Origin of the sequence: Burkholderia sp. WAC0059 (assembly GCF_002870125.1) — a bacterium.
Classification (GTDB): domain Bacteria; phylum Pseudomonadota; class Gammaproteobacteria; order Burkholderiales; family Burkholderiaceae; genus Paraburkholderia.
In genome coordinates, this window is the sequence record NZ_PNEO01000008.1 from 204246 (window position 1) to 221915 (window position 17670).

Below are 17670 nucleotides of genomic sequence, written 5' to 3' on the forward strand. Positions count from 1 at the left end.
TGTCGGACTGCTCGTGATGCTGCGACGCGCGCGAAGCCGGCCGGCGCGTCGCTTCACTTCACCTGGCGCGCGCGTCGCGCTTGTGGGCGACGAGCGCCATCAGGCGTTCGTCGCGCCAGGCCTGGCGCGCCTGGCGCTCGCCGGGCGGCAGCTCGGCCTGGCGTTCCTGCTCGAGCTTGCCGACGAGCGCGTCGTTCCAGACGCGCGGCACGGCCTGCTTCGCGATGTCGTGGTAGAGCGGGCCGTAGCGGCCGCAATAGTCGCGGATGCCGCCGGGCGCGTTCAGGTCGATGGTCTCCAGCGGTCCCATGAAGGCCCAGCGCAGGCCGAGCCCGTCCTTGATGGCCTTGTCGACGTCGGCGCCGCTCACGTAGCCGTCCTCGACGAGCCGGAACGCCTCGGCCAGCAGCGCGCCCTGCAGACGGTTGACGATGAACCCCTGTATCTCGCGTTGCACGACGATGGGCACCTGGCCCGCGCGCGCATAGAGGTCGCGCGCGCGCTCGATGACGGCGGCGTCGGTCCACGGTGCCGGCACGAGTTCGACGAGCGGCACGACCGAGGGCGGATTGATCGGGTGGCCGACGAAGCAGCGGTGCCGGCCCTTGAGGTCGGCCGTGAAGCTCGAGGCCGGGATGCCCGAGGTGGAACTGGCGAGCAGCGTGTCGGGGCCGGCCAGCGCGTCGAGTCTCGCGTAGATCGCCTGCTTCGCGTCGACGGTCTCGCGCACGTTTTCCTGCACGAAGTCCGCGCCGCGCATCGCTTCTTCGAGCGAGGGCGTGACGCTCACGCGCCCGACGATGGCAGCGGGCTCCTCAGCGACGAGCCCGAACGCGCGCTGCTTCGCGAGACCCGCCTCGATAGCGGCGCGCGCGTTCGCGAGCGCATGGGCATCGACGTCGTACAGCGTCACCGCGTGGCCGGCCCGCGCGAACACCGAGGCCCATGCGCAGCCGATGAGCCCGGCGCCGACGATTGCGATCTTTTCCATCTTCGACTTCTCCTGTGCGTGATGTGTGCGGATGTCCGCGTATGCGTTCGTTGCGTCGACCTCGCGCGACTGTCCGCCTTCGCCGTGCCGGGTCGGCGCCGCTCGACGCGGGTCGGCCGGGCGCGTATCGCCTGGTTCAGCCGGGCACCGCGTGCGCGCCGCCCAGATAGGCGGCGCGCACGTCTTCGTTGCCGAGCAGTTCGGCGGGCGCGCCCTCGACGAGCACGCGGCCGGTCGAGAGCACGTAGCCGCGGTCGGCGACCGAGAGCGCCATGTTCGCGTTCTGCTCGACGAGCAGTACCGTCGTGCCGTTCGCGCGGATCGTGCGGATGGCCGCGAACAGTTGCTGGACGATGATCGGCGCGAGCCCGAGCGAGGGCTCGTCGAGCAGCAGCACCTTCGGCTTCGACATGAGGCCGCGCGCGACGGCGAGCATCTGCTGCTGGCCGCCCGAGAGGCTCCAGCCGAGCGCGTGTTCGAGCCGCTTCAGGTCGGGGAAGACGTCGAACATCGCGTCGGCCTCGGCGTTCAGCCCGCGCCGGCCGAGGCTGCTGCGCGCCGACGCGCCGATCATGATGTTTTCGCGCACGGTCAGGCCCGGAAAGATCCGCCGGCCCTCGGGCACGTGCGCGAGCCCCATGCGCACGATCTTCTCGGGCGCGAGGCCGGCGATCGGCCGGCCTTCGAAGCGGATCTCGCCGCGCGTCGGCGCGATGAGCCCGGAGATCGTGCGCAGCGTCGTGCTCTTGCCCGCGCCGTTGGCGCCGAGCAGCGTGACGATCTCGCCGGCCTCGACGTGCAGCGACACGCCGTCGAGCGCCTGCACGTGGCCGTAGTGGCTCGCGACGTTCTCGAGCTCAAGCAGGGGCATGGGTGCTCTCCCCGAGGTAGGCGGCCACGACGTCGGGGTGGCGCAGCACGTAGCCGGGCTCGCCCTCGGCGATCTTGCGGCCGAAGTTCAGGACCGTGATGGTGTCCGACACCTGCTCGATGAGGCTGATGTCGTGCTCGATCAGGAACACGGTGAGGCCGTGGCCCTTGAGCCGCTTGAGCAGTTCGCCGAGGTTCTTCTTTTCCGTCAGGTTCAGGCCGGCGGCCGGCTCGTCGAGCAGCAGGAAGCTCGGGTGGCCGGCGAGCGCGCGTGCGATCTCGACGAGGCGCTGGTGGCCGTAGGGCAGGCTGCGCACGATCCGGTGCGCGTGCTCGGCCATGTTGACGAACTTCAGCGCCGAGAGCGCGCGCTCGTAGAGCGCCGCGCGGCTCGTGCCGACGGGGTTGTTCGCGCGCTGCGCGCCGACCATCACGTTCTCGACCACCGACATCGACGCGAACAGGCGGATGTTCTGGAACGTGCGCCCGATGCCGAGCCCCGCGCGCTGGTGCGGCGTCATCGCCGTGATGTCGGTGCCGTCGAACACGATCGTGCCGCTGCTGCTGCGGTAGATGCCGTTGAGCACGTTCAGCGTCGTCGTCTTGCCCGAGCCGTTCGGGCCGATCAGCGTATGGACCGTGCCGCGCGCGACTTCGAGCGAAATGCCGTCCACGGCCTTCACGCCGCCGAAGTGCTTGCGCACGTCGTCGAGCTTCAGGATCGGCGAGGCATCGGCGTTCGGCACCGCGAGTTCGAGCGGCGCGATGCGCGCCACGTCGACCGCGGGTTCCTTGCCGAACAGCGCGCCGAGCCGGCTGCGCACGAGGCCCCAGATGCCGGCCGGCAAAAACACCATGATGAGGATGACCGCGAGCCCGTAGACCGCGAGGTAGAGGTCCTTGAGAAAGCGCAGCCACTCGGGCAGCACGATCAGCAGGCCGGTGCCGAACACGGCGCCGAAGGCCGAGTCCGCGCCGCCCAGCAGCACCATCGTCAGGAATTCCACCGAGCGCGAGAAATCGAAGTTGTCCGGGCTGATGTAGGCGAAGCCCGCCGCGTAGAACGCGCCGCCCACGCCGGCAAGCGCCGCGCCGAGCGTGAACGCGACGACCTTCACGAGCAGCGTGTGGACGCCCGTCACCTCGGCGGCCAGCTCGTTCTCGCGCACGGCCCGCATCGCGCGGCCGAGCCGCGTGCGCGGCAGCCACCAGACGAGCGCGATGGCCGCGTAGAGGAACGCGAGGCACAGCAGCAGGTAGCAGCGGTCGTCGTCGAGCGGCAAGCCGAAGAACGAGGGGCGCGCGATGCCGGCCACGCCGTCCGGGCCTTGCGTCACGCTGGCCCAGTTGACGAGCACGAGATTGAAGATCTGCTGGAAGCTGATCGTGATCATCGCGAGATAGTGGCCGCCGAGCCGCAGCGTCGTGAGGCCGAGCACGAAGCCGGCCAGCGTGGCGACGGCGATGCCGAGCAGCAGCGAGACCCAGAAGTTCAGGCCGAGCACCACGGTGCCGAGCCCGATCGCGTAGGCGCCGATGCCGAAGAACGTGGCCTGGGCGAGGTTGATCTGGCCGGTATAGCCGAGCACGATGGTCATGCCGAGCACGGCGATCGCGTAGGTCGCCGCCTGCATGAAGATGTTGAGCACGTAGGGGCTCAGCGTGAGGACGAACGGCGCGGCTGCGACCGCGAGCGCGGCGAGGCAGGGCAGGACGAGACGCGCGGGAACGCGGCCCGCGTTCGATGCCGGTGCGGCGGAAGCGGACGGGCGGTTCATGCCTTCTCCGAAATTTTTTCGCCGAAGATGCCTTGCGGCCTGAACAGCAGGAAGAGGAACAGCAGCAGGAACGCGAACGCGTCCTTGTAGGCGACCGAGATGTACTGCGCGCCGAAGCTCTCGACCACGCCGAGCAGCAGGCCGCCGATGATGGCGCCCGTGATGTCGCCGAACCCGCCGATGATGGCGGCGGCGAACGCCTTGAGCGCGATGATCGAGCCCATGCCGATCGAGACGAACAGGATCGGCGAGACGAGCGCGCCGGCGAGGCCGCCGAGCACGGCGCTGTAGAAGAACGTGAACGCGATCATGCCGGCGACGGGAATGCCGACGAGGCGCGCCATGTCCTTGTCCTGCGAGGTGGCCTGCAGCTTCTTGCCGAGCAGCGTGCGCTCGAACAGCACGTACTGGAACGCGACGGCGAGCGCCGTGAAACCGAGGATGGAGAGGTACTGCGTGTCCATGAACACGCCGCCGACGTTGATGCCGGGCGTGTCGAAGAGCCGGCCCATCGCGCGCGGCTGCGGCCCGAACACGTAGAGCGCGGCGTTCTGCATGAAGATCGACGCGCCGAGCGTGCTGATGATGACGGGCAGAAACGAGCGGTGGCGCAGCGGGTAATAGACGCCGAGCGCGAACAGGATGCCGAACAGGCCGAGCGCGAGCAGCGTGAGCAGAAAGCAGAGCCAGTAGGGCAGGCCGCTGCCGAGGAACGCGACCATCGCGAAGCCGCCGAGCATTGCGAAGTCGCCCTGGGCGAAGTTGACGACGTTGGTCGCCCGCACGATCAGCACGAAGCCGAGCGCGACGAGCGCGTAGATCGACCCCAGCGCGAGCCCGGCGAACAGTACCTGGACGTTGTTGACCACGAAGCTCATCGCTTCCTCCTCTGCGGCCCGGCGCGCGTTCGCGCGAAACGTCCGCCGGCGGGGCCGCGGCTCGCGAGAGCGGCGGCGCCCGTGTCTCCTGTCGGGCGACTCGGCCTGTCCCGTGCGCCGGTCGCGGCGGGGGGGGGGACGAGGTACGGTCGGCAACCTGTCTAGAATCTGTTATCGATGGTATGAAGTTGTTCTAATGCTGTCAACGGGGGTTTTTATTTACGTACAATGAACGCACGGGACATGCATTTCAGAGGACTTTATCGATGAACGCTTCGACGCCGCCGGTCGCAACGGACGCGGACGAAGAGACCGGCGCGTTTCGCTCCGGCACGCTGGGCGAGCGCGTGGCCGACCGGCTGCTGACGAAGATTCGCGACGAGCGCCTGACGCCGGGCACGCGGCTGCCGTCCGAGCACGCGATGGCGCAGCACTTCGGCGTGAGCCGCACGGTGATGCGCGAGGCCATCGCGCTCCTGAAGGCGGACGGCCTGCTGACGACGCGCAAGGGCAGCGGCGCGTTCGTCAGCAAGACGGGGCTGCCCGACGCGGCGCTCGGCGATCCGCTGACCGAGCAGTCGGTGCAGTCGCTGCTGAACCTGACCGAGGTGCGGCGCGGGCTCGAATCGGAAACGGCGGCGCTCGCGGCCGTGCGGCGCACGCCGGGCCAGCTCGCCGAGATCGAGCACGCGCTGCTGCGCATCGAGGAGGTCGTGTCGGCGGGCGGCGACGGCGTGGAGGAGGACGTGCAGTTCCATCTGCGCATCGCCGCCGCGACGGGCAACCCGTACTGGGTCCGCTTCGTCGAGATGTTCGCGCAGCAGATTCGTCTCGCGATCAAGGTGACGCGCGCCAACGAGGCGCGGCGCATGGACTTCGTCCATCAGGTGCGCGACGAGCACGAGAAGATTTTCGCGGCGATCGTGGCCGGCGATGCGGAGCGCGCGCGCGCCGCGGCCGGCGATCACATGCTCTGCGTGGCCGCGCGCGTGCGCCTTGCCGACCGGGATTTCTGGATCGGCCGCGGCGGCGCGCTGGCGCGCGATTTCGTGCGCCATTTCGCCGACGAAGGAGCGGAGCCGCCGGCGGGCGAGAAGGTAGCCGGGAAGGCGGCCGCCTCGCGCGCGCGGCGGCGGGCCTGACGCGAAACCGGCCCGGGTCGTCGCGGGCCCGGGCGGCGCAGCCTCGAGCGATCAGAATTATCAGAACTGATGCCGCAGGCCGATTTCGACGGCCACCTGCGTTTGCGTCGACGACGGCGACAGCGTGTTGATCATCGCGTCGTCGAGCACGGAATCGGCCGGGCCGCCGTGCACGTGCTGATAGACGCCTTCGAGATAGACGTCGGTGCGCTTGCTGAACGTGTAGTCCGTCTGCAGCGTGAACTGATTCCAGTCCGGCGAGGCGCTGGCGGCGCCGTCGCCGTAGGCGCCGTCGGTGAACGTATAGGCGCCCGCGATGCTCAGCGCCGGCGTGAGTGCATAGCGCGCGTTCAGCTCGTAGTTGTCGAGCCGCAGGTTGCCGCCGAGCCCCGCGTAACCGAGGCCGCCCGCGTACACGTCGGCCATGTCGCCGATTTGCGAGTGTGTCCAGAGGAGACCGACGGTCGCCTTGCCGAACGTGTAGTTGCCGCCCGCGCCCCAGATGCGCTGGCGTTGCGCGACGAAGTCCGCGCTGCCGTCGTCGCGCGCGACTGCGCCGTCGGGGTTGGCGTCGTCGGCGCCGCCGCCGGGGCCGCCCAGTTCGAGATAGCCGGCCGCGAGATTGACCGGACCGTTCGAATACGCGGCGCTGAAGCCCCAGGCGCGGTTGTCCGCGAAGTTTCCGGCCTTGTTGCCGAACGCGTACATGCCCTCGAAGCTGACGCCGTCGTAGGCGTTGCTCGTGTACTTGACGACGTCGTTGACGCTCATCGAATCTGCGGCGAGGTTGTCGTTGTCGAACGGGTGAGCGGCGAGGCTGCCGCCGTAGCTGCCGCCGGCGGCGGCGAGCGGCCCCATCATGTCGTTGAAGGTGTCGAACTGCCGGCCGATCAGCAGCGTGCCGTACGTGTTGTCCTGAAGTCCCGCATAGGCCTGTTCGCCGAACGCATCGCCGGCGTTGTAGAGGCTGCCGCTGTTCGCATTGAAGCCGTTTTCCAGCTTGAAGACGGCGTGCAGCCCGCCGCCCAGGTCTTCCGAACCCCTGAGGCCGAACACCGTGTTTTCGGTCGAGGCGCTGACCTGCTGCCAGCTACCGTGGCCGCCCTGGTTGCTGGCGTAGGCGAGGCCCGTATCGATGACGCCGTATAGCGTCACGCTGCTTTGCGCGTGGGCGGACAGGGCGAAGGCGCCCGGCAGGGCAGCGAAGGCCAGGAGGGACTTTTTCATGCTTCTGAACTCCAGGTTTGTAGCGGGGATGAGAGGCCGCGGCATGGCGTGTCGCGGCCGATCCGGTCGGGAGACAAGGCTACGGGATCGGATATAAAAAGGTTGTATAAAGTCGCGGAGTAAGGCGGGGCCCGGTTGCGAGCCGTTGCGGCGAGTCGATGGCCGGCGGCGACGAATAATTCATTCGTCATCCGGAATATGGATCGGGCGATCGTCTGGAAGAAGCGCGTGGAGATGAGGGCGGCCGATTCCTCGGCTTGCCGGGGACGGCCGAAAAAAATGGGTCGGAGACGCACATTACGTTGTCCGACAACCTGGCGTCGTGCATTGGTCGCCCGATCGGGCATCCTCTTTCCACCACGAGAAAGCACGAAGAAAAAAGCGGAACGCAGAGAAAAAACCGCGCTTTCCCGCGATTCGTGGTCTACGATATGTCTACGATATAGGACGTCTGATAATAAAAAGCGGGTTCTGCCAGCGATGCCGGGTCGAACGGGCTGCGCACGGACGGAACCGGGGCCGCCAGAGCCCGCCAGGTCTGAACGGACTGAACGAAGGAGACACAGATGGTGGAAGACAGTGCTGTCGCATCGGGAGGGCTGGCCGCCGCGGCCGGCGAGGTCGGCGGTCGGCGTTCGCGCGGCGCCCTGCTGCCGGTCGTTCAGGTCGTGGCCGGCAACGGCCTCGAGATCTACGACTTCATGATCTACGGGTACTACGCACGCTACATCGCGCAGACCTACTTCCCGAGCAACAACGAGTACCTCTCGTTGATGATGTCGCTGATGACCTTCGCCTTCGGCTTCCTCGCGCGTCCGATCGGCGCGATCGTCATCGGCGCGTACACCGACCGTCACGGCCGCCGCAAGGGGCTGATCCTCTCGCTCGCGCTGATGTCCGCCGGCATCCTCTGCGTGGCCTGCACGCCGTCCTATGCGGGCATCGGCGTCGCCGCGCCGCTCATCGTGCTCTGCGGACGCCTGCTGCAGGGCTTTTCGGCCGGCGCGGAGCTGGGCGGCTCGGTCGTCTATCTCGCGGAAATCGCGCCGCCGAACCGGCGCGCGTTCTACACCTGCTGGCAGGCCGGCAGCCAGCAGCTCTCGGTCATGCTCGCCTCGCTGGCCGGTTTTTTCCTGCTGCTTCTGCTCGCGCCGGGCGAGCTGAGCGCGTGGGGCTGGCGCGTGCCGCTATTGCTCGGCTGCGCCGTCGTGCCGGCGCTGTTCTGGCTGCGATCGAGCCTTGCGGAAACCGCCGTGTTCGCGCGCAAGCAGAAAATGCCGACGGCCGCCGAAATCGGCACGAACCTCGTCTCCGGCTGGCGCACCCTCGTGCTGTGCATGGGCATGGTCGCGATGGCGACCGTGACGTCGCAGACCATCACGACCTACGCGCCGACCTTCATCAAGAGCCTGAACCTCGGCGAAGCCGCCGGCTTCGTCGTGCTCTTCTTCGGCGGTCTCGTGGTGTTCGCGTTCCTGCCGATCATGGCGGCCGTGGCCGATCGCGTGAACCGGCGCACGATGCTCGTCGTCGTGACGCTGCTCGCGGCCGCGACGGCCTGGCCGCTGCTCGCGTGGCTGGCTCACGGGCCTACCGTGTTCAAGTTCGCCGTCGTCGAGATCTGGTTCTCGTTCATCTACGCGAGCTACAGTTCCGTGCAGGTCGCGGCGATGGTCGAACTGGTTCCGCCCGATGCGCGCACCTCGGGCTATGCGTTCTCGCAGGCCGTCGCCGCGGCCGTGCTCGGCGGCTTCACGCCCGCCATCCTGACCTGGCTCACGCACACGTTCCGCAGCAATGCGATGGTCGGCGTCTGGCTGGCGCTCAACGCGCTCATCAGCCTCGCGGCGGCGCTGGCGCTGAACGGTCGCAAGACGGCTGAACGACAGACGGCCGGATTGCACTGAGGCGGTTTCAGGCCGTTTTCCGGCGAGGCATGAAACGCGAAAGGCAGGGCGCTGCTGGGCCGACGCGACGCATCGGGGCGCTGTAGCCGCTCCCGGCTGTTCGAGAGAGGCATCCGCATGACGGCGGGCGCCGTCGGTGTCGCGACGATGCGCGACGGCCTCGCAGAGGCTTGCGTGCTCGGCGTGCTCGCGGTTCGCGAGCACGGCATGGATCGCGGACCCGGCTCGCTCGATGCCGGCCGGGTCCATGCGGCTGCGCGGGCTGACGCCCGACGCGCTCGCGCCGTCGTCCCGGCGCCGGCGACCTGATCCGCCGGCAGGCTTTCGCCGCGGGCAAGCGTTACGGTCGTTTGCCCGTGGCGAAGCTTTCTGCCGTCCAGCCCGCGACGCGCTCGCTCAGCGAGAGGCCGAGCCCCGGGCGCGTCGGCACGAGCATGCGGCCGTCGCGTATCTCGAGCTTCTCGTTGAAGAGCGGCTCCAGCCATTCGAAGTGCTCGACCCACGGCTCGCGCGGATAGCAGGCGGCCAGATGCACGTGCAATTCCATCGCGAAGTGCGGCGCGAGCATCAGGCCCGCGTGGTCGGCGAGCGTGGCGATCTTGAGGAACGGCGTGATGCCGCCCACGCGCGGCGCGTCGGGCATCAGGTAGTCCGCCGCGCGCAGCCGGACGAACTCCCAGTGCTCGGGCACGCTCGTCAGCATCTCGCCGGTGGCGATCGGCGTGTCGAACTGCGCGGCGAGCGCCGCGTGACCCTCGGCGTCGTAGCAGTCGAGCGGCTCCTCGATCCAGACGAGATTGAACGGCTCGAAGACGCGGCACATGCGCTGCGCCGTCGGCCGGTCCCATTGCTGGTTCGCGTCGACCATGAGCGGGAACGTGTCGCCGAGATGTTTGCGCACCGTCTCTACGCGGTGGATGTCGAGCGCGCGGTCCGGCTGGCCGACCTTGAGCTTGATGCCGCCGATGCCCTTCTCGCGCGAGGCGTCCGTGTTGACCAGCAACTGGTCGAGCGGCGTGTGCAGAAAGCCGCCCGACGTGTTGTAGCAGCGCACCGAATCGCGATGCGCGCCGAGCAGCTTGGCGAGCGAAAGGTTCGCGCGCTTTGCCTTCAGGTCCCAGAGCGCGACGTCGAAGGCGCCGATCGCCTGGGTCGCCATGCCGCTGCGGCCCATCGAGGCGCCGGCCCAGCAGAGCTTGTCCCAGAGGCGCGCGATGTCGTTCGGGTCCTCGCCGATCAGCGCGGGGGCGATCTCCTTCGCGTGCGCGAACTGCCCGGGGCCGCCGGCGCGCTTCGAATAGCTGAAGCCGAGGCCGCGATGCCCGTCGGCGGTTTCGAGTTCGACGAACAGGATGGCGACTTCCGTCATCGGTTTTTGCCGGCCGGTCAGCACTTTCGCGTCGCTGATGGGCGTGGCGAGCGGCAGGAACACGGACGCGACGCGTAGCCAGTTGATCCTGTCGCCGGATGCGTCGGGCGGAGTGTGCGGAATGCGGGAAGCGGGAGCCGGGGGAGCGTTCATGGGGGTCCTCGAATGGCAGATGTGAGTCGGGTTCGGGCCGACGGTCTCCTCGATGTCTGCGGCGCGTCGCGAGCGGCGGAAGCTTCGAGTTCCGCACTGGCGGAACGGCCAAACGGGACGAACGAACGGGACGAACAAACGGGACGAACAAACGGAGCCCATCCGTCGCGCGGGCGCAGCGCATGGACCGATCATACAATGATTGCGCAACCATCGCGGTGCCGTCGTCCATCGCGGACGAGGCTGGCGGCAGCGGGGCGGCGTGGGGACGGCACAGGCTTTGCGCCGCAGGAAGAGGCAAGGACGGATGCCAGAATGAAAGCGTCACTGATGGGGAGCCGAAATGAACGAAACGCGTGGCCGCAAGCCGGTCGGCAAGGCGGGCGGCGCGGCACAGAGCGTCACTCTGATCGACGTCGCGCGCGCGGCGGGCGTCGCGCCGATGACGGTCTCGCGCGCGCTGCACCGCCCCGAGCTGGTTCGCGGCGAAACGCAGCAGAAAGTCCTCGAAGCGGTGCGCGCCACCGGCTACGTGCCGAACCTGCTGGCGGGCGGGCTCGCCGGCAGCCGGAGCCGCCTCGTCGCCGTGCTGTTGCCGACCATTGCGAACTCGATCTTCGCGGACACCGTGCAGTCCCTGATGGACGGATTGGCGGCCGCGGGCTACCAGACGCTGCTCGGCCTGACCGGCTACGCCGCCGGGCGCGAGGAGGCGCTCGTCGAGGCCGTGCTGGGCCGCCGGCCCGACGGGGTCGTGCTGGCCGGCACCCAGCACACCGACGCCACGGTCGAACGCCTCGCGCGGGCGGGGATTCCGGTCGTCGAGATCTGGGACCTGACGGATACGCCGATCGACATGGTGATCGGCTTCTCGCACGAGCAGGTCGGCACGGCGCTCGCGCGTCATCTCGCGGGCAAGAAGGGCTATCGGCGTTTCGGCGTGCTGTCGGTCGACGATCCGCGCGGGCTGCGCCGCGCGCGCAGCCTGATCGGCGAGCTGAACAGCCTCGGCATGACGGACGTGCCGTTCGTGACGCTTCCGGCTCCCGCCACGCTGCAGACGGGCCGGGAGGGGCTGGCGAAACTGCTCGCGGGGAAGGGGGCGGCGCCCAGGGTCGTCGTCTGCAGCTCGGACACGCTCGCGCAGGGCGTGCTGGCCGAGGCGGCCAGCCGGGGCATGAAGGTGCCGCGGGATCTCGCCGTCATGGGGTTCGGCGACCTCAACACGGCAGCCTACGTTCATCCGCCGCTCTCGACGGTGCGCGTGGACGGCGCCGCCATCGGCCGGCGCGCCGCCGCGGCGCTGTTGGCGCGCCTTTCGGGCGGCGACGTCGAGCCGATGCCCGTCTACGTCGATACGGGCTTCACGATCGTCGATCGGGAAAGTGCCTGATGCGGGAGGCGGCTCGGGAGGATTGAAACGTTGTCCTGAAGACGGCAGGTCTTCGCGGCGAGCGAGGCGCGGCTGCCGCGCACCGTGCCGTCGGGGGATCAGCGGCGGCTGGAGAAGTGGCCGGTACGGGGATCGATCAGCCTGGCAAAGCCGAACAGCGCGGCGATGCCGAACGGGCAGACGATGAGGAAGGTCGTCAACATGATGCAGGGCGTAACAAAATGTGACGGTCAGTGTACCTTGCCGGGCGCGCGCGGATATATGGCCAAAGCGCAAGAAACTGTTTCGCAAATGGTTGCGTTCGATTGCGTTCGGAGAGCGAAAGACGGGGACGTAACGAAAAAGCAGGCGGAGAAAAGCAGGGCCGCAACGAGGCGGTGCGAAGCGGAAAAACAGCAGAAGAAAGGGGATGGGCCGGGGGGCGCTGCGACCCCGATATCAGATGCAGTCGAAGACGATCTCGACGGTTTCGGCGGTGAGGCCTCTCAGGCCCTGGCTGTGGATCGCGACCGTATGCATGTCCTTGCGGCTGCGGTGGCAATACGAGTCGGCGCGCTTGAGCCCGGCGTTTCTCACGTGGTTCCACGAGACGAGTTCCCAGCGCGCGTGGCTCGTCACCGTGAAGTGGCCGTCCTGCCCGGCATTGACGTCCGATACCGCCGTGCAGGCCGTCAGCATGCCGACTCCGGCCAACAGGATGCATCCTTTCATGGTTCCCCCCGGGTTCGCGGGCATTGTCGCCGCCGGGCCGCCGGCGTGCAAGAGAAAAGAAAGGGCAGGAGGACGGGGATTGTCGCCCCGCCCCGGGCGTTTCCGGCGAGGCGGGAGCGTGTCCCGTTCCCGACGGGAGCGGGCTCGCGACGTTGGCGTCAGGCCGCGTCCCTGATCGCGTGGAACGCCGCCGTTTCGTAGGGCACGGTCACGACGGGCCGGCCGCTCAACTCGGGCTCGGACGCGATCAGCGCGCGGACTTCGTCGTCGATGCGGGCCTGCTCGTCGGGCGGGAGCGCCGCGATGAAGCTCGTCGATTTCACGCGCGCGACGATCACGTCCTCGGGCGAGCCGGTGTGGCCGATCGAAAAATGCTGCTCGTGCAGCGGACCGAATCCGTCGAACGGGAAGGCGCGCCGCCAGGCGCCGCTGTAATAGCGCGGCGTGTCGCCTTCGCGGCTGTTCACGATGGCGTCGAGCCGCGCGACCCAGCCGATGCGCGCGTCGCGCAGGTTCCAGACGAGACCGAGGCGGCCGCCCGGTTTCAGCACGCGACGGATGCCGGCGAGGGCCTCGGCGTTCGCGAACCAGTGGAACGATTGCGCGCAGACCACGACGTCGACGCTGGCGTCGGGCAGCGGCATCGTCTGCGCCGTGCCTTCGAGCGCTTCGACTTCGGGCAGCGTGCCACGCAGCCGTTCGCGCATGGCCGCGACGGGTTCGACGGCGATCGCGCGCGCGCCCGTGTCGAGGAGGCGGCGCGTGAACTTGCCGGTGCCGGCGCCGAGATCGACCACGGTCTGGCCCGCGCGCAGCCCCAGCGTGTCGCGCAGCCAGCCGTCGATTTCGGGAGGATAGTCGGGACGTCCGCGCACGTAGTGTCCGGCGGCGGTCGGGGTGTAGCCTTCGGCCGCCGCGTGGTGGACGGCGGCTGGGGAATGCTTCATGGCGGAGCTCCTTCCTGCGGGGTTGCGAAACGATGCGGAACGCGAACCCTGCGCGGAAGAACGGCGCAGCCTCTCCACTTTTCCCGGTCGGCGTTCCGGGCGGACGACGGCGAGGGCCGTGTCGCGCCGGCGCTGATTGTGCCCGATTCCGGGCTCAATCGTGAGCGACGACCCCGCCTATCTGGCCGCTGCCGGTCACGAGACAGGCCGACAGGAAGTTTTCGCCCTGGCTGCGCGCGCCGATTTCGGTGAAGCCCTTGACGAGGGCTTCGATCCTGACGAGCTCAGAGCCCTGCGCGCACGAAATGGAGCCGGTCTCGTGCGCCTGCACATGCACGATCGCGCGATTGGCGACGAGCAGGACAAGGACGATGACGACGGTGATGTTGAAGGCGGGTCTCATGATTTCGTCTCCTTGTGTCTTGAGACTAGGTCGCAAAAACGTTATGGAAAGCCAGGTATTTCCCGGCGATGCGGCGCAGCATCGGCGGCGGTCGCGCGGCTTCCGGCGTCTGGCCTTTGTTTTGTCTCGTTCGGTCTCGTTCGGTCTCGTCGGGCCGGTACGTTGCGTACGTCCCGATCCGACGATTCCAGGCGGAATCCGGTTCACGTGGGCGGGCGACGCATCGGCGCGTCCCGGGTCGAGCGCGTCCGGAGCCGGCAAGGGCAGCCTTGAAATACATCGACGATTGCGGCACCATTTCCGGCCCGCATTCCCTTTTCCCGAGGTCCGGTATGCAACTGATCGGCATGATGGATTCCCCGTACGTTCGCCGCGTGGCCATTGCGATGCATCTGCTCGGGCTGCCGTTCGAGCATCGTCCGCTGTCGGTGTTCAGGCACTTCGACGCGTTCGCGCAGCTCAACCCGGTCGTGAAGGCGCCGACGTTCGTCGACGACGACGGCACGCTGCTGATCGATTCGACCTTGATTCTCGATTACCTCGACCGCAAGGTCGAACCGGCGCGCCGGCTTTTGCCCGAGCAGCCGGCCGGGCGCGCGCGGGCGCTGCACCTGATCGGCTTCGCGCTCGCGGCGATGGAGAAGACCGTCCAGATGGTCTACGAGAGCCAGTTGCGTCCGGCCGAGCGGCAACACGCGCCCTGGTTCGAGCGCGTGCGGGCGCAGATGCTCACGGCCTACGACGTCGTCGACCGGCAACTGGCCGGCTGCGAGGGCTGGCTTTGCGAAGGCCGGGTCACGCATGCCGACATTGCCGCCGCGGTGGCCTGGCGGTTCACGCAGTACGCCTTGCCCGACGCCGTGGAGGCCGGCCGCTATCCGGCGCTCGCGGCGCTTGCGGCGCGCGCCGAGGCATTGCCGGCCTTCGTCGCGACGCCGCTCGAATGACGCTGCGTCGTCGTCCGGAGCCGGCTGTGCGGCCGGTCGGCGGGAACCTGTACGCGGACGCGGCGGGCAGCCCCGGCGCGGAGCGTTTCGACCGGCTCGCGGCCGGGGGCGGCGTCGAGATCGAGCGTATCGTGTCGCAGGGACAGGCGAGCCCCGAGGGCTTCTGGTACGACGACGCGCGCGAGGAATGGGTGGTGCTGCTTGCCGGCGCCGCGGAGCTCGAGTTCGAAGGCGAGCCGCAACGGCGCCGGCTTTTTCCCGGCGATTACGTGCGCATTCCCGCGCATTGCCGGCATCGGGTGGCCTGGACCGACGGGGGGGCGCCGACGGTCTGGCTCGCGGTCTACTACGGCGGGTCCGGCGGCGCGGCACCGTGATCTCCGCCGCGACTTCATGAACCGCCGCGATTGTCCATCGTCACGGAATCCGTCCTCATGTCCCAGCGGAATGCCCGCCGGATCACCGGCCCCGGCCCTTTGCGCATCGCGCTCGTCTCCGATACGCACAACCTCGTGCGTCCCGAACTGCTGCGCTTCGTCGAGGGCAGCGACGCGATCGTGCATGCCGGCGACGTCTGCGAGCCGGCCGTGCTCGACGCGCTCGCGCACATCGCGCCCGTGACCGCGGTACGGGGCAACAACGATCGCGGGACGTGGGCCGACGCGCTGCCCGTGCAGACGACGCTCGATGCGGGCGGCGTCCGGATCGCGGTCGTGCACGCGCTGTCCGACCTGCGTCCCGATCTGCTCGGACCGGGCGTCGCGGTCGTCGTGAGCGGGCATTCGCACCGTCCGTCGCTCGACACGCGCGACGGCGTGCTCTACGTGAACCCGGGCAGCGCCGGCCCGCGCCGCTTCAGGCTGCCGATCTCGGCGGCCCTGCTGACGGTCGGCGACGGCGTGCCCCGCGCGGAGCAGGTGCGGCTCGTCGAATGAAACGAGAATGAGATAGGCGGGCGGTGTCCGCAGCGCGAGCGTTTCGCGGCGCGCCAATGAAAAAGTCCACGCACGAGCGTGGACTTTTCGTTCTGCCGGCGAGCGGGCCCCGCGTCGCGCGGCTGGCCCGGGCGCTTGCCTTTACCCTGCCGCCGGCGGCACGTATCCCGACGCCTGGTCGGCACCCTCGCCGAAGAAGAACTTCTCGGTCTGCTTCATCAGATACTGGCGCGCGCGCGGGTCGGCCATGTTCAGGCGGTTCTCGTTGATGAGCATCGTCTGCTGCTTGAGCCACATCTGCCAGGCCTCCTTCGAGACGCTTTCATAGATGCGCTTGCCGAGCTCGCCCGGCAGCGGCGGGAAATCGAGAGCTTCGGCTTCCTTGCCGAGCTTCGCGCATTGAATCAGACGGGCCATGCTGTGCTTCTCCTGTATTCGTCGGGGTGTGGGGCGGCCGCGCGGCTCAGAGCTGCTTCATCAGCACGAGCGACTTGCGCTGCCAGTTGTAGAGGCGGCGGCGGTCTTCGGGCAGGTCGTCGACGCTGGCCTTCACGAAGCCGCGCTTGAGGAACCAGTGCTCGGTGCGCGTCGTCAGCACGAAGATGCGCGTGAGGCCGCGCGCCCGCGCGCGCTGCTCGATGCGGCGCAGGAGCCGTTCGCCGTCGCCCGCGCCCTGCGCTTCGGGCGCGACCGTCAGGCACGCCATCTCGCCGATGCGCTCCTGCGGGTAGGGGTGGAGCGCCGCGCAGCCGAACAGCACGCCGTCGTGCTCGATGACCGAGAAGTGGTCGATGTCGCGCTCGATCTGGTGCCGGCCGCGCCGCACGAGCGTGCCGTCGGTCTCGAGCGGCTCGATCAGCGTGAGGATGCCGCCGACGTCGTCGGGCGTCGCCTCGCGCAGGCTCTCGAGGTTCTCGTAGGAGATCATGGTGCCGACGCCGTCGTGCAGGAACAGCTCGAGCAGGATGCCGCCGTCGAGCGCGTACGGGATGATGTGCGCGCGCGCGACGCCGCCGCGGCAGGCGCGGATCGAGTGCTTCAGGTAGAAGCCCGCGTCGCCGAGCAGGGTGCCGTTTTCCTGGAGCCGGTAGGCGTCGTCGAGCGACATTTCGCGGATCAGCTCGCCGTTCTCGTCCATAAGGCCGGCCGTCTCGGTGAGGAACACGATCTTGTCGGCGCGCAGCGCGATGGCGGCGGCCGACGCGACGTCCTCCATCGCGAGGTTGAACGCCTCGCCCGTCGGCGAGAAGCCGAGCGGCGAGAGCAGCACGAGCTTGCGGCTCGCGAGCGAATGGCGGATCGAGTCGGCGTCGATCTTGCGCACGATGCCCGTGTGCTGGAAGTCGACGCCGTCGAGAATGCCGACCGGCCGCGCCGTCACGAAGTTGCCCGAGACGACGCTGATGTGCGCGTGCGCCATCGGCGTGTTCGGCAGGCCCTGGCTGATGGCGGCCTCGATGTCGAGCCGCACTTCGCCGGCCGCCTCCTTCGCCGATTCGAGCGCGCGGGCATTGGTGATGCGCATGCCGTGCGAGAACTCGGACTCGACGCCGTGCAGGCTCATCTGCTCCTCGACCTGCGGGCGCGAGCCGTGCACGAGCACGATCTGGATGCCCATCGCCTGCAGCAGCGCGATGTCGGAGGCGAGCGCGTTGAGCAGGTTCTGGTGCACGACCTCGCCGCCGAATCCGACGACGAACGTCTTGTTGTTGAACGCGTGGATGTAGGGCGCGACCGACCGCATCCAGTCGACGAACTGGGCGTGCTGCAGGCCGGAATCCGCAGCGCCGGCAGCGGCCGGCGCGCTTGCGGGCGAGGGGACGAGGTCGGTTTGGGAATTCATGCCCGGGATTATAATGCGCCCCCATGTCGAATGTACCCAAAAGACCTGCGCGATCGGGAGATCGGCAGGCCGGCGGCGCCGGCGAGGCCGGGCCTCGCCGCGCCGGCGCGCCGGACGCCCGGACGGCGCGCGAAAGCGCCGGCGCCGGGCCGCAGCCCGCGGCGCGTCCGGCCTCG

The 17670-nt window shown here is 68.9% G+C and carries 17 protein-coding genes; 6 read left to right on the forward strand and 11 right to left on the reverse strand.

All coding sequences use genetic code 11. The features are described 5' to 3' along the window. Nucleotides 1-58: 58 nt before the first annotated feature. The 4 genes from CY652_RS10755 to CY652_RS10770 all read right to left on the reverse strand — a co-directional run bounded on the left by CY652_RS10755 (nucleotide 59) and on the right by CY652_RS10770 (nucleotide 4517). A complete protein-coding gene (locus CY652_RS10755; protein ID WP_374703650.1) occupies nucleotides 59-1024 on the reverse strand; it encodes a 3-hydroxyacyl-CoA dehydrogenase in 966 nt (321 codons plus the stop codon). 103 nt (nucleotides 1025-1127) lie between these two features. Further along, nucleotides 1128-1862: an ABC transporter ATP-binding protein gene (locus CY652_RS10760; protein ID WP_102130677.1), complete on the reverse strand. Its 735-nt coding sequence runs from the start codon at nucleotides 1860-1862 to the stop codon at nucleotides 1128-1130. Then, nucleotides 1849-3639 carry a branched-chain amino acid ABC transporter ATP-binding protein/permease gene (locus tag CY652_RS10765; RefSeq protein ID WP_102130678.1) on the reverse strand — a complete coding sequence of 597 codons (1791 nt, stop codon included), beginning with the start codon at nucleotides 3637-3639 and terminating at the stop codon, nucleotides 1849-1851. Before CY652_RS10765 ends, CY652_RS10760 begins: the two co-directional genes overlap by 14 nt. Continuing rightward, on the reverse strand, nucleotides 3636-4517 hold the full coding sequence (locus tag CY652_RS10770; protein WP_102130679.1) for a branched-chain amino acid ABC transporter permease: 882 nt from the start codon (nucleotides 4515-4517) through the stop codon (nucleotides 3636-3638). Before CY652_RS10770 ends, CY652_RS10765 begins: the two co-directional genes overlap by 4 nt. Before the next feature lie 266 nt (nucleotides 4518-4783). On the opposite strand from CY652_RS10770, the gene CY652_RS10775 reads away from it, so the two are divergent. Then, nucleotides 4784-5659: a FadR/GntR family transcriptional regulator gene (locus CY652_RS10775; RefSeq protein ID WP_102130680.1), complete on the forward strand. Its 876-nt coding sequence runs from the start codon at nucleotides 4784-4786 to the stop codon at nucleotides 5657-5659. A gap of 60 nt (nucleotides 5660-5719) precedes the next feature. Here the strand turns inward: CY652_RS10775 and CY652_RS10780 are convergent, their stop codons facing one another. Continuing rightward, the gene (locus CY652_RS10780) at nucleotides 5720-6886 is read right to left on the reverse strand and encodes a porin (RefSeq protein ID WP_102130681.1); all 1167 of its coding nucleotides are present in this window, start codon (nucleotides 6884-6886) and stop codon (nucleotides 5720-5722) included. A gap of 566 nt (nucleotides 6887-7452) precedes the next feature. On the opposite strand from CY652_RS10780, the gene tcuC reads away from it, so the two are divergent. Next, nucleotides 7453-8793 carry a tricarballylate/proton symporter TcuC gene (gene tcuC / locus CY652_RS10785; protein ID WP_102130682.1) on the forward strand — a complete coding sequence of 447 codons (1341 nt, stop codon included), beginning with the start codon at nucleotides 7453-7455 and terminating at the stop codon, nucleotides 8791-8793. Between the two features lie 340 nt (nucleotides 8794-9133). Here tcuC and CY652_RS10795 read toward each other — a convergent pair whose 3' ends face one another. Beyond that, entirely contained in the window at nucleotides 9134-10315 is a 1182-nt protein-coding gene (locus tag CY652_RS10795) for an L-talarate/galactarate dehydratase (RefSeq protein ID WP_102130684.1), read from the reverse strand. Nucleotides 10316-10658: 343 nt separating this feature from the next. Between CY652_RS10795 and CY652_RS10800 the strand changes: the two genes are divergently transcribed. Further along, on the forward strand, nucleotides 10659-11708 hold the full coding sequence (locus CY652_RS10800) for a LacI family DNA-binding transcriptional regulator (RefSeq protein WP_102130685.1): 1050 nt from the start codon (nucleotides 10659-10661) through the stop codon (nucleotides 11706-11708). 438 nt (nucleotides 11709-12146) lie between these two features. Here CY652_RS10800 and CY652_RS10805 read toward each other — a convergent pair whose 3' ends face one another. The 3 genes from CY652_RS10805 to CY652_RS10815 form a co-directional block, all read right to left on the reverse strand. Then, nucleotides 12147-12386, reverse strand: coding sequence for a hypothetical protein (locus CY652_RS10805; RefSeq protein WP_258002272.1), 240 nt, complete (start codon nucleotides 12384-12386; stop codon nucleotides 12147-12149). A 191-nt stretch (nucleotides 12387-12577) separates the two neighbouring features. Continuing rightward, nucleotides 12578-13366 (reverse strand): class I SAM-dependent methyltransferase, encoded by a 789-nt coding sequence (locus CY652_RS10810; RefSeq protein WP_102130686.1) that lies wholly within the window; start codon nucleotides 13364-13366, stop codon nucleotides 12578-12580. A gap of 154 nt (nucleotides 13367-13520) precedes the next feature. After that, complete coding sequence (locus CY652_RS10815) at nucleotides 13521-13769, reverse strand: hypothetical protein (protein ID WP_102130687.1); 249 nt, start codon at nucleotides 13767-13769, stop codon at nucleotides 13521-13523. A gap of 332 nt (nucleotides 13770-14101) precedes the next feature. Here CY652_RS10815 and CY652_RS10820 point away from each other — a divergent pair, with 332 nt between their 5' ends. The 3 genes from CY652_RS10820 to CY652_RS10830 are packed head-to-tail and all read left to right on the forward strand — an operon-like array spanning nucleotide 14102 to nucleotide 15651. Further along, nucleotides 14102-14716 (forward strand): glutathione S-transferase family protein, encoded by a 615-nt coding sequence (locus CY652_RS10820; RefSeq protein WP_102130688.1) that lies wholly within the window; start codon nucleotides 14102-14104, stop codon nucleotides 14714-14716. Then, nucleotides 14713-15093 (forward strand): cupin domain-containing protein, encoded by a 381-nt coding sequence (locus CY652_RS10825; protein WP_102130689.1) that lies wholly within the window; start codon nucleotides 14713-14715, stop codon nucleotides 15091-15093. Before CY652_RS10820 ends, CY652_RS10825 begins: the two co-directional genes overlap by 4 nt. A gap of 57 nt (nucleotides 15094-15150) precedes the next feature. Further along, entirely contained in the window at nucleotides 15151-15651 is a 501-nt protein-coding gene (locus tag CY652_RS10830) for a metallophosphoesterase family protein (protein WP_102130690.1), read from the forward strand. A gap of 141 nt (nucleotides 15652-15792) precedes the next feature. On the opposite strand, the gene CY652_RS10835 is transcribed toward CY652_RS10830, so the two are convergent. Then, complete coding sequence (locus CY652_RS10835) at nucleotides 15793-16068, reverse strand: oxidative damage protection protein (RefSeq protein ID WP_102130691.1); 276 nt, start codon at nucleotides 16066-16068, stop codon at nucleotides 15793-15795. A gap of 46 nt (nucleotides 16069-16114) precedes the next feature. After that, complete coding sequence (gene argA, locus CY652_RS10840) at nucleotides 16115-17494, reverse strand: amino-acid N-acetyltransferase (RefSeq protein WP_102130692.1); 1380 nt, start codon at nucleotides 17492-17494, stop codon at nucleotides 16115-16117. Between the last annotated feature and the right edge of the window lie 176 nt (nucleotides 17495-17670).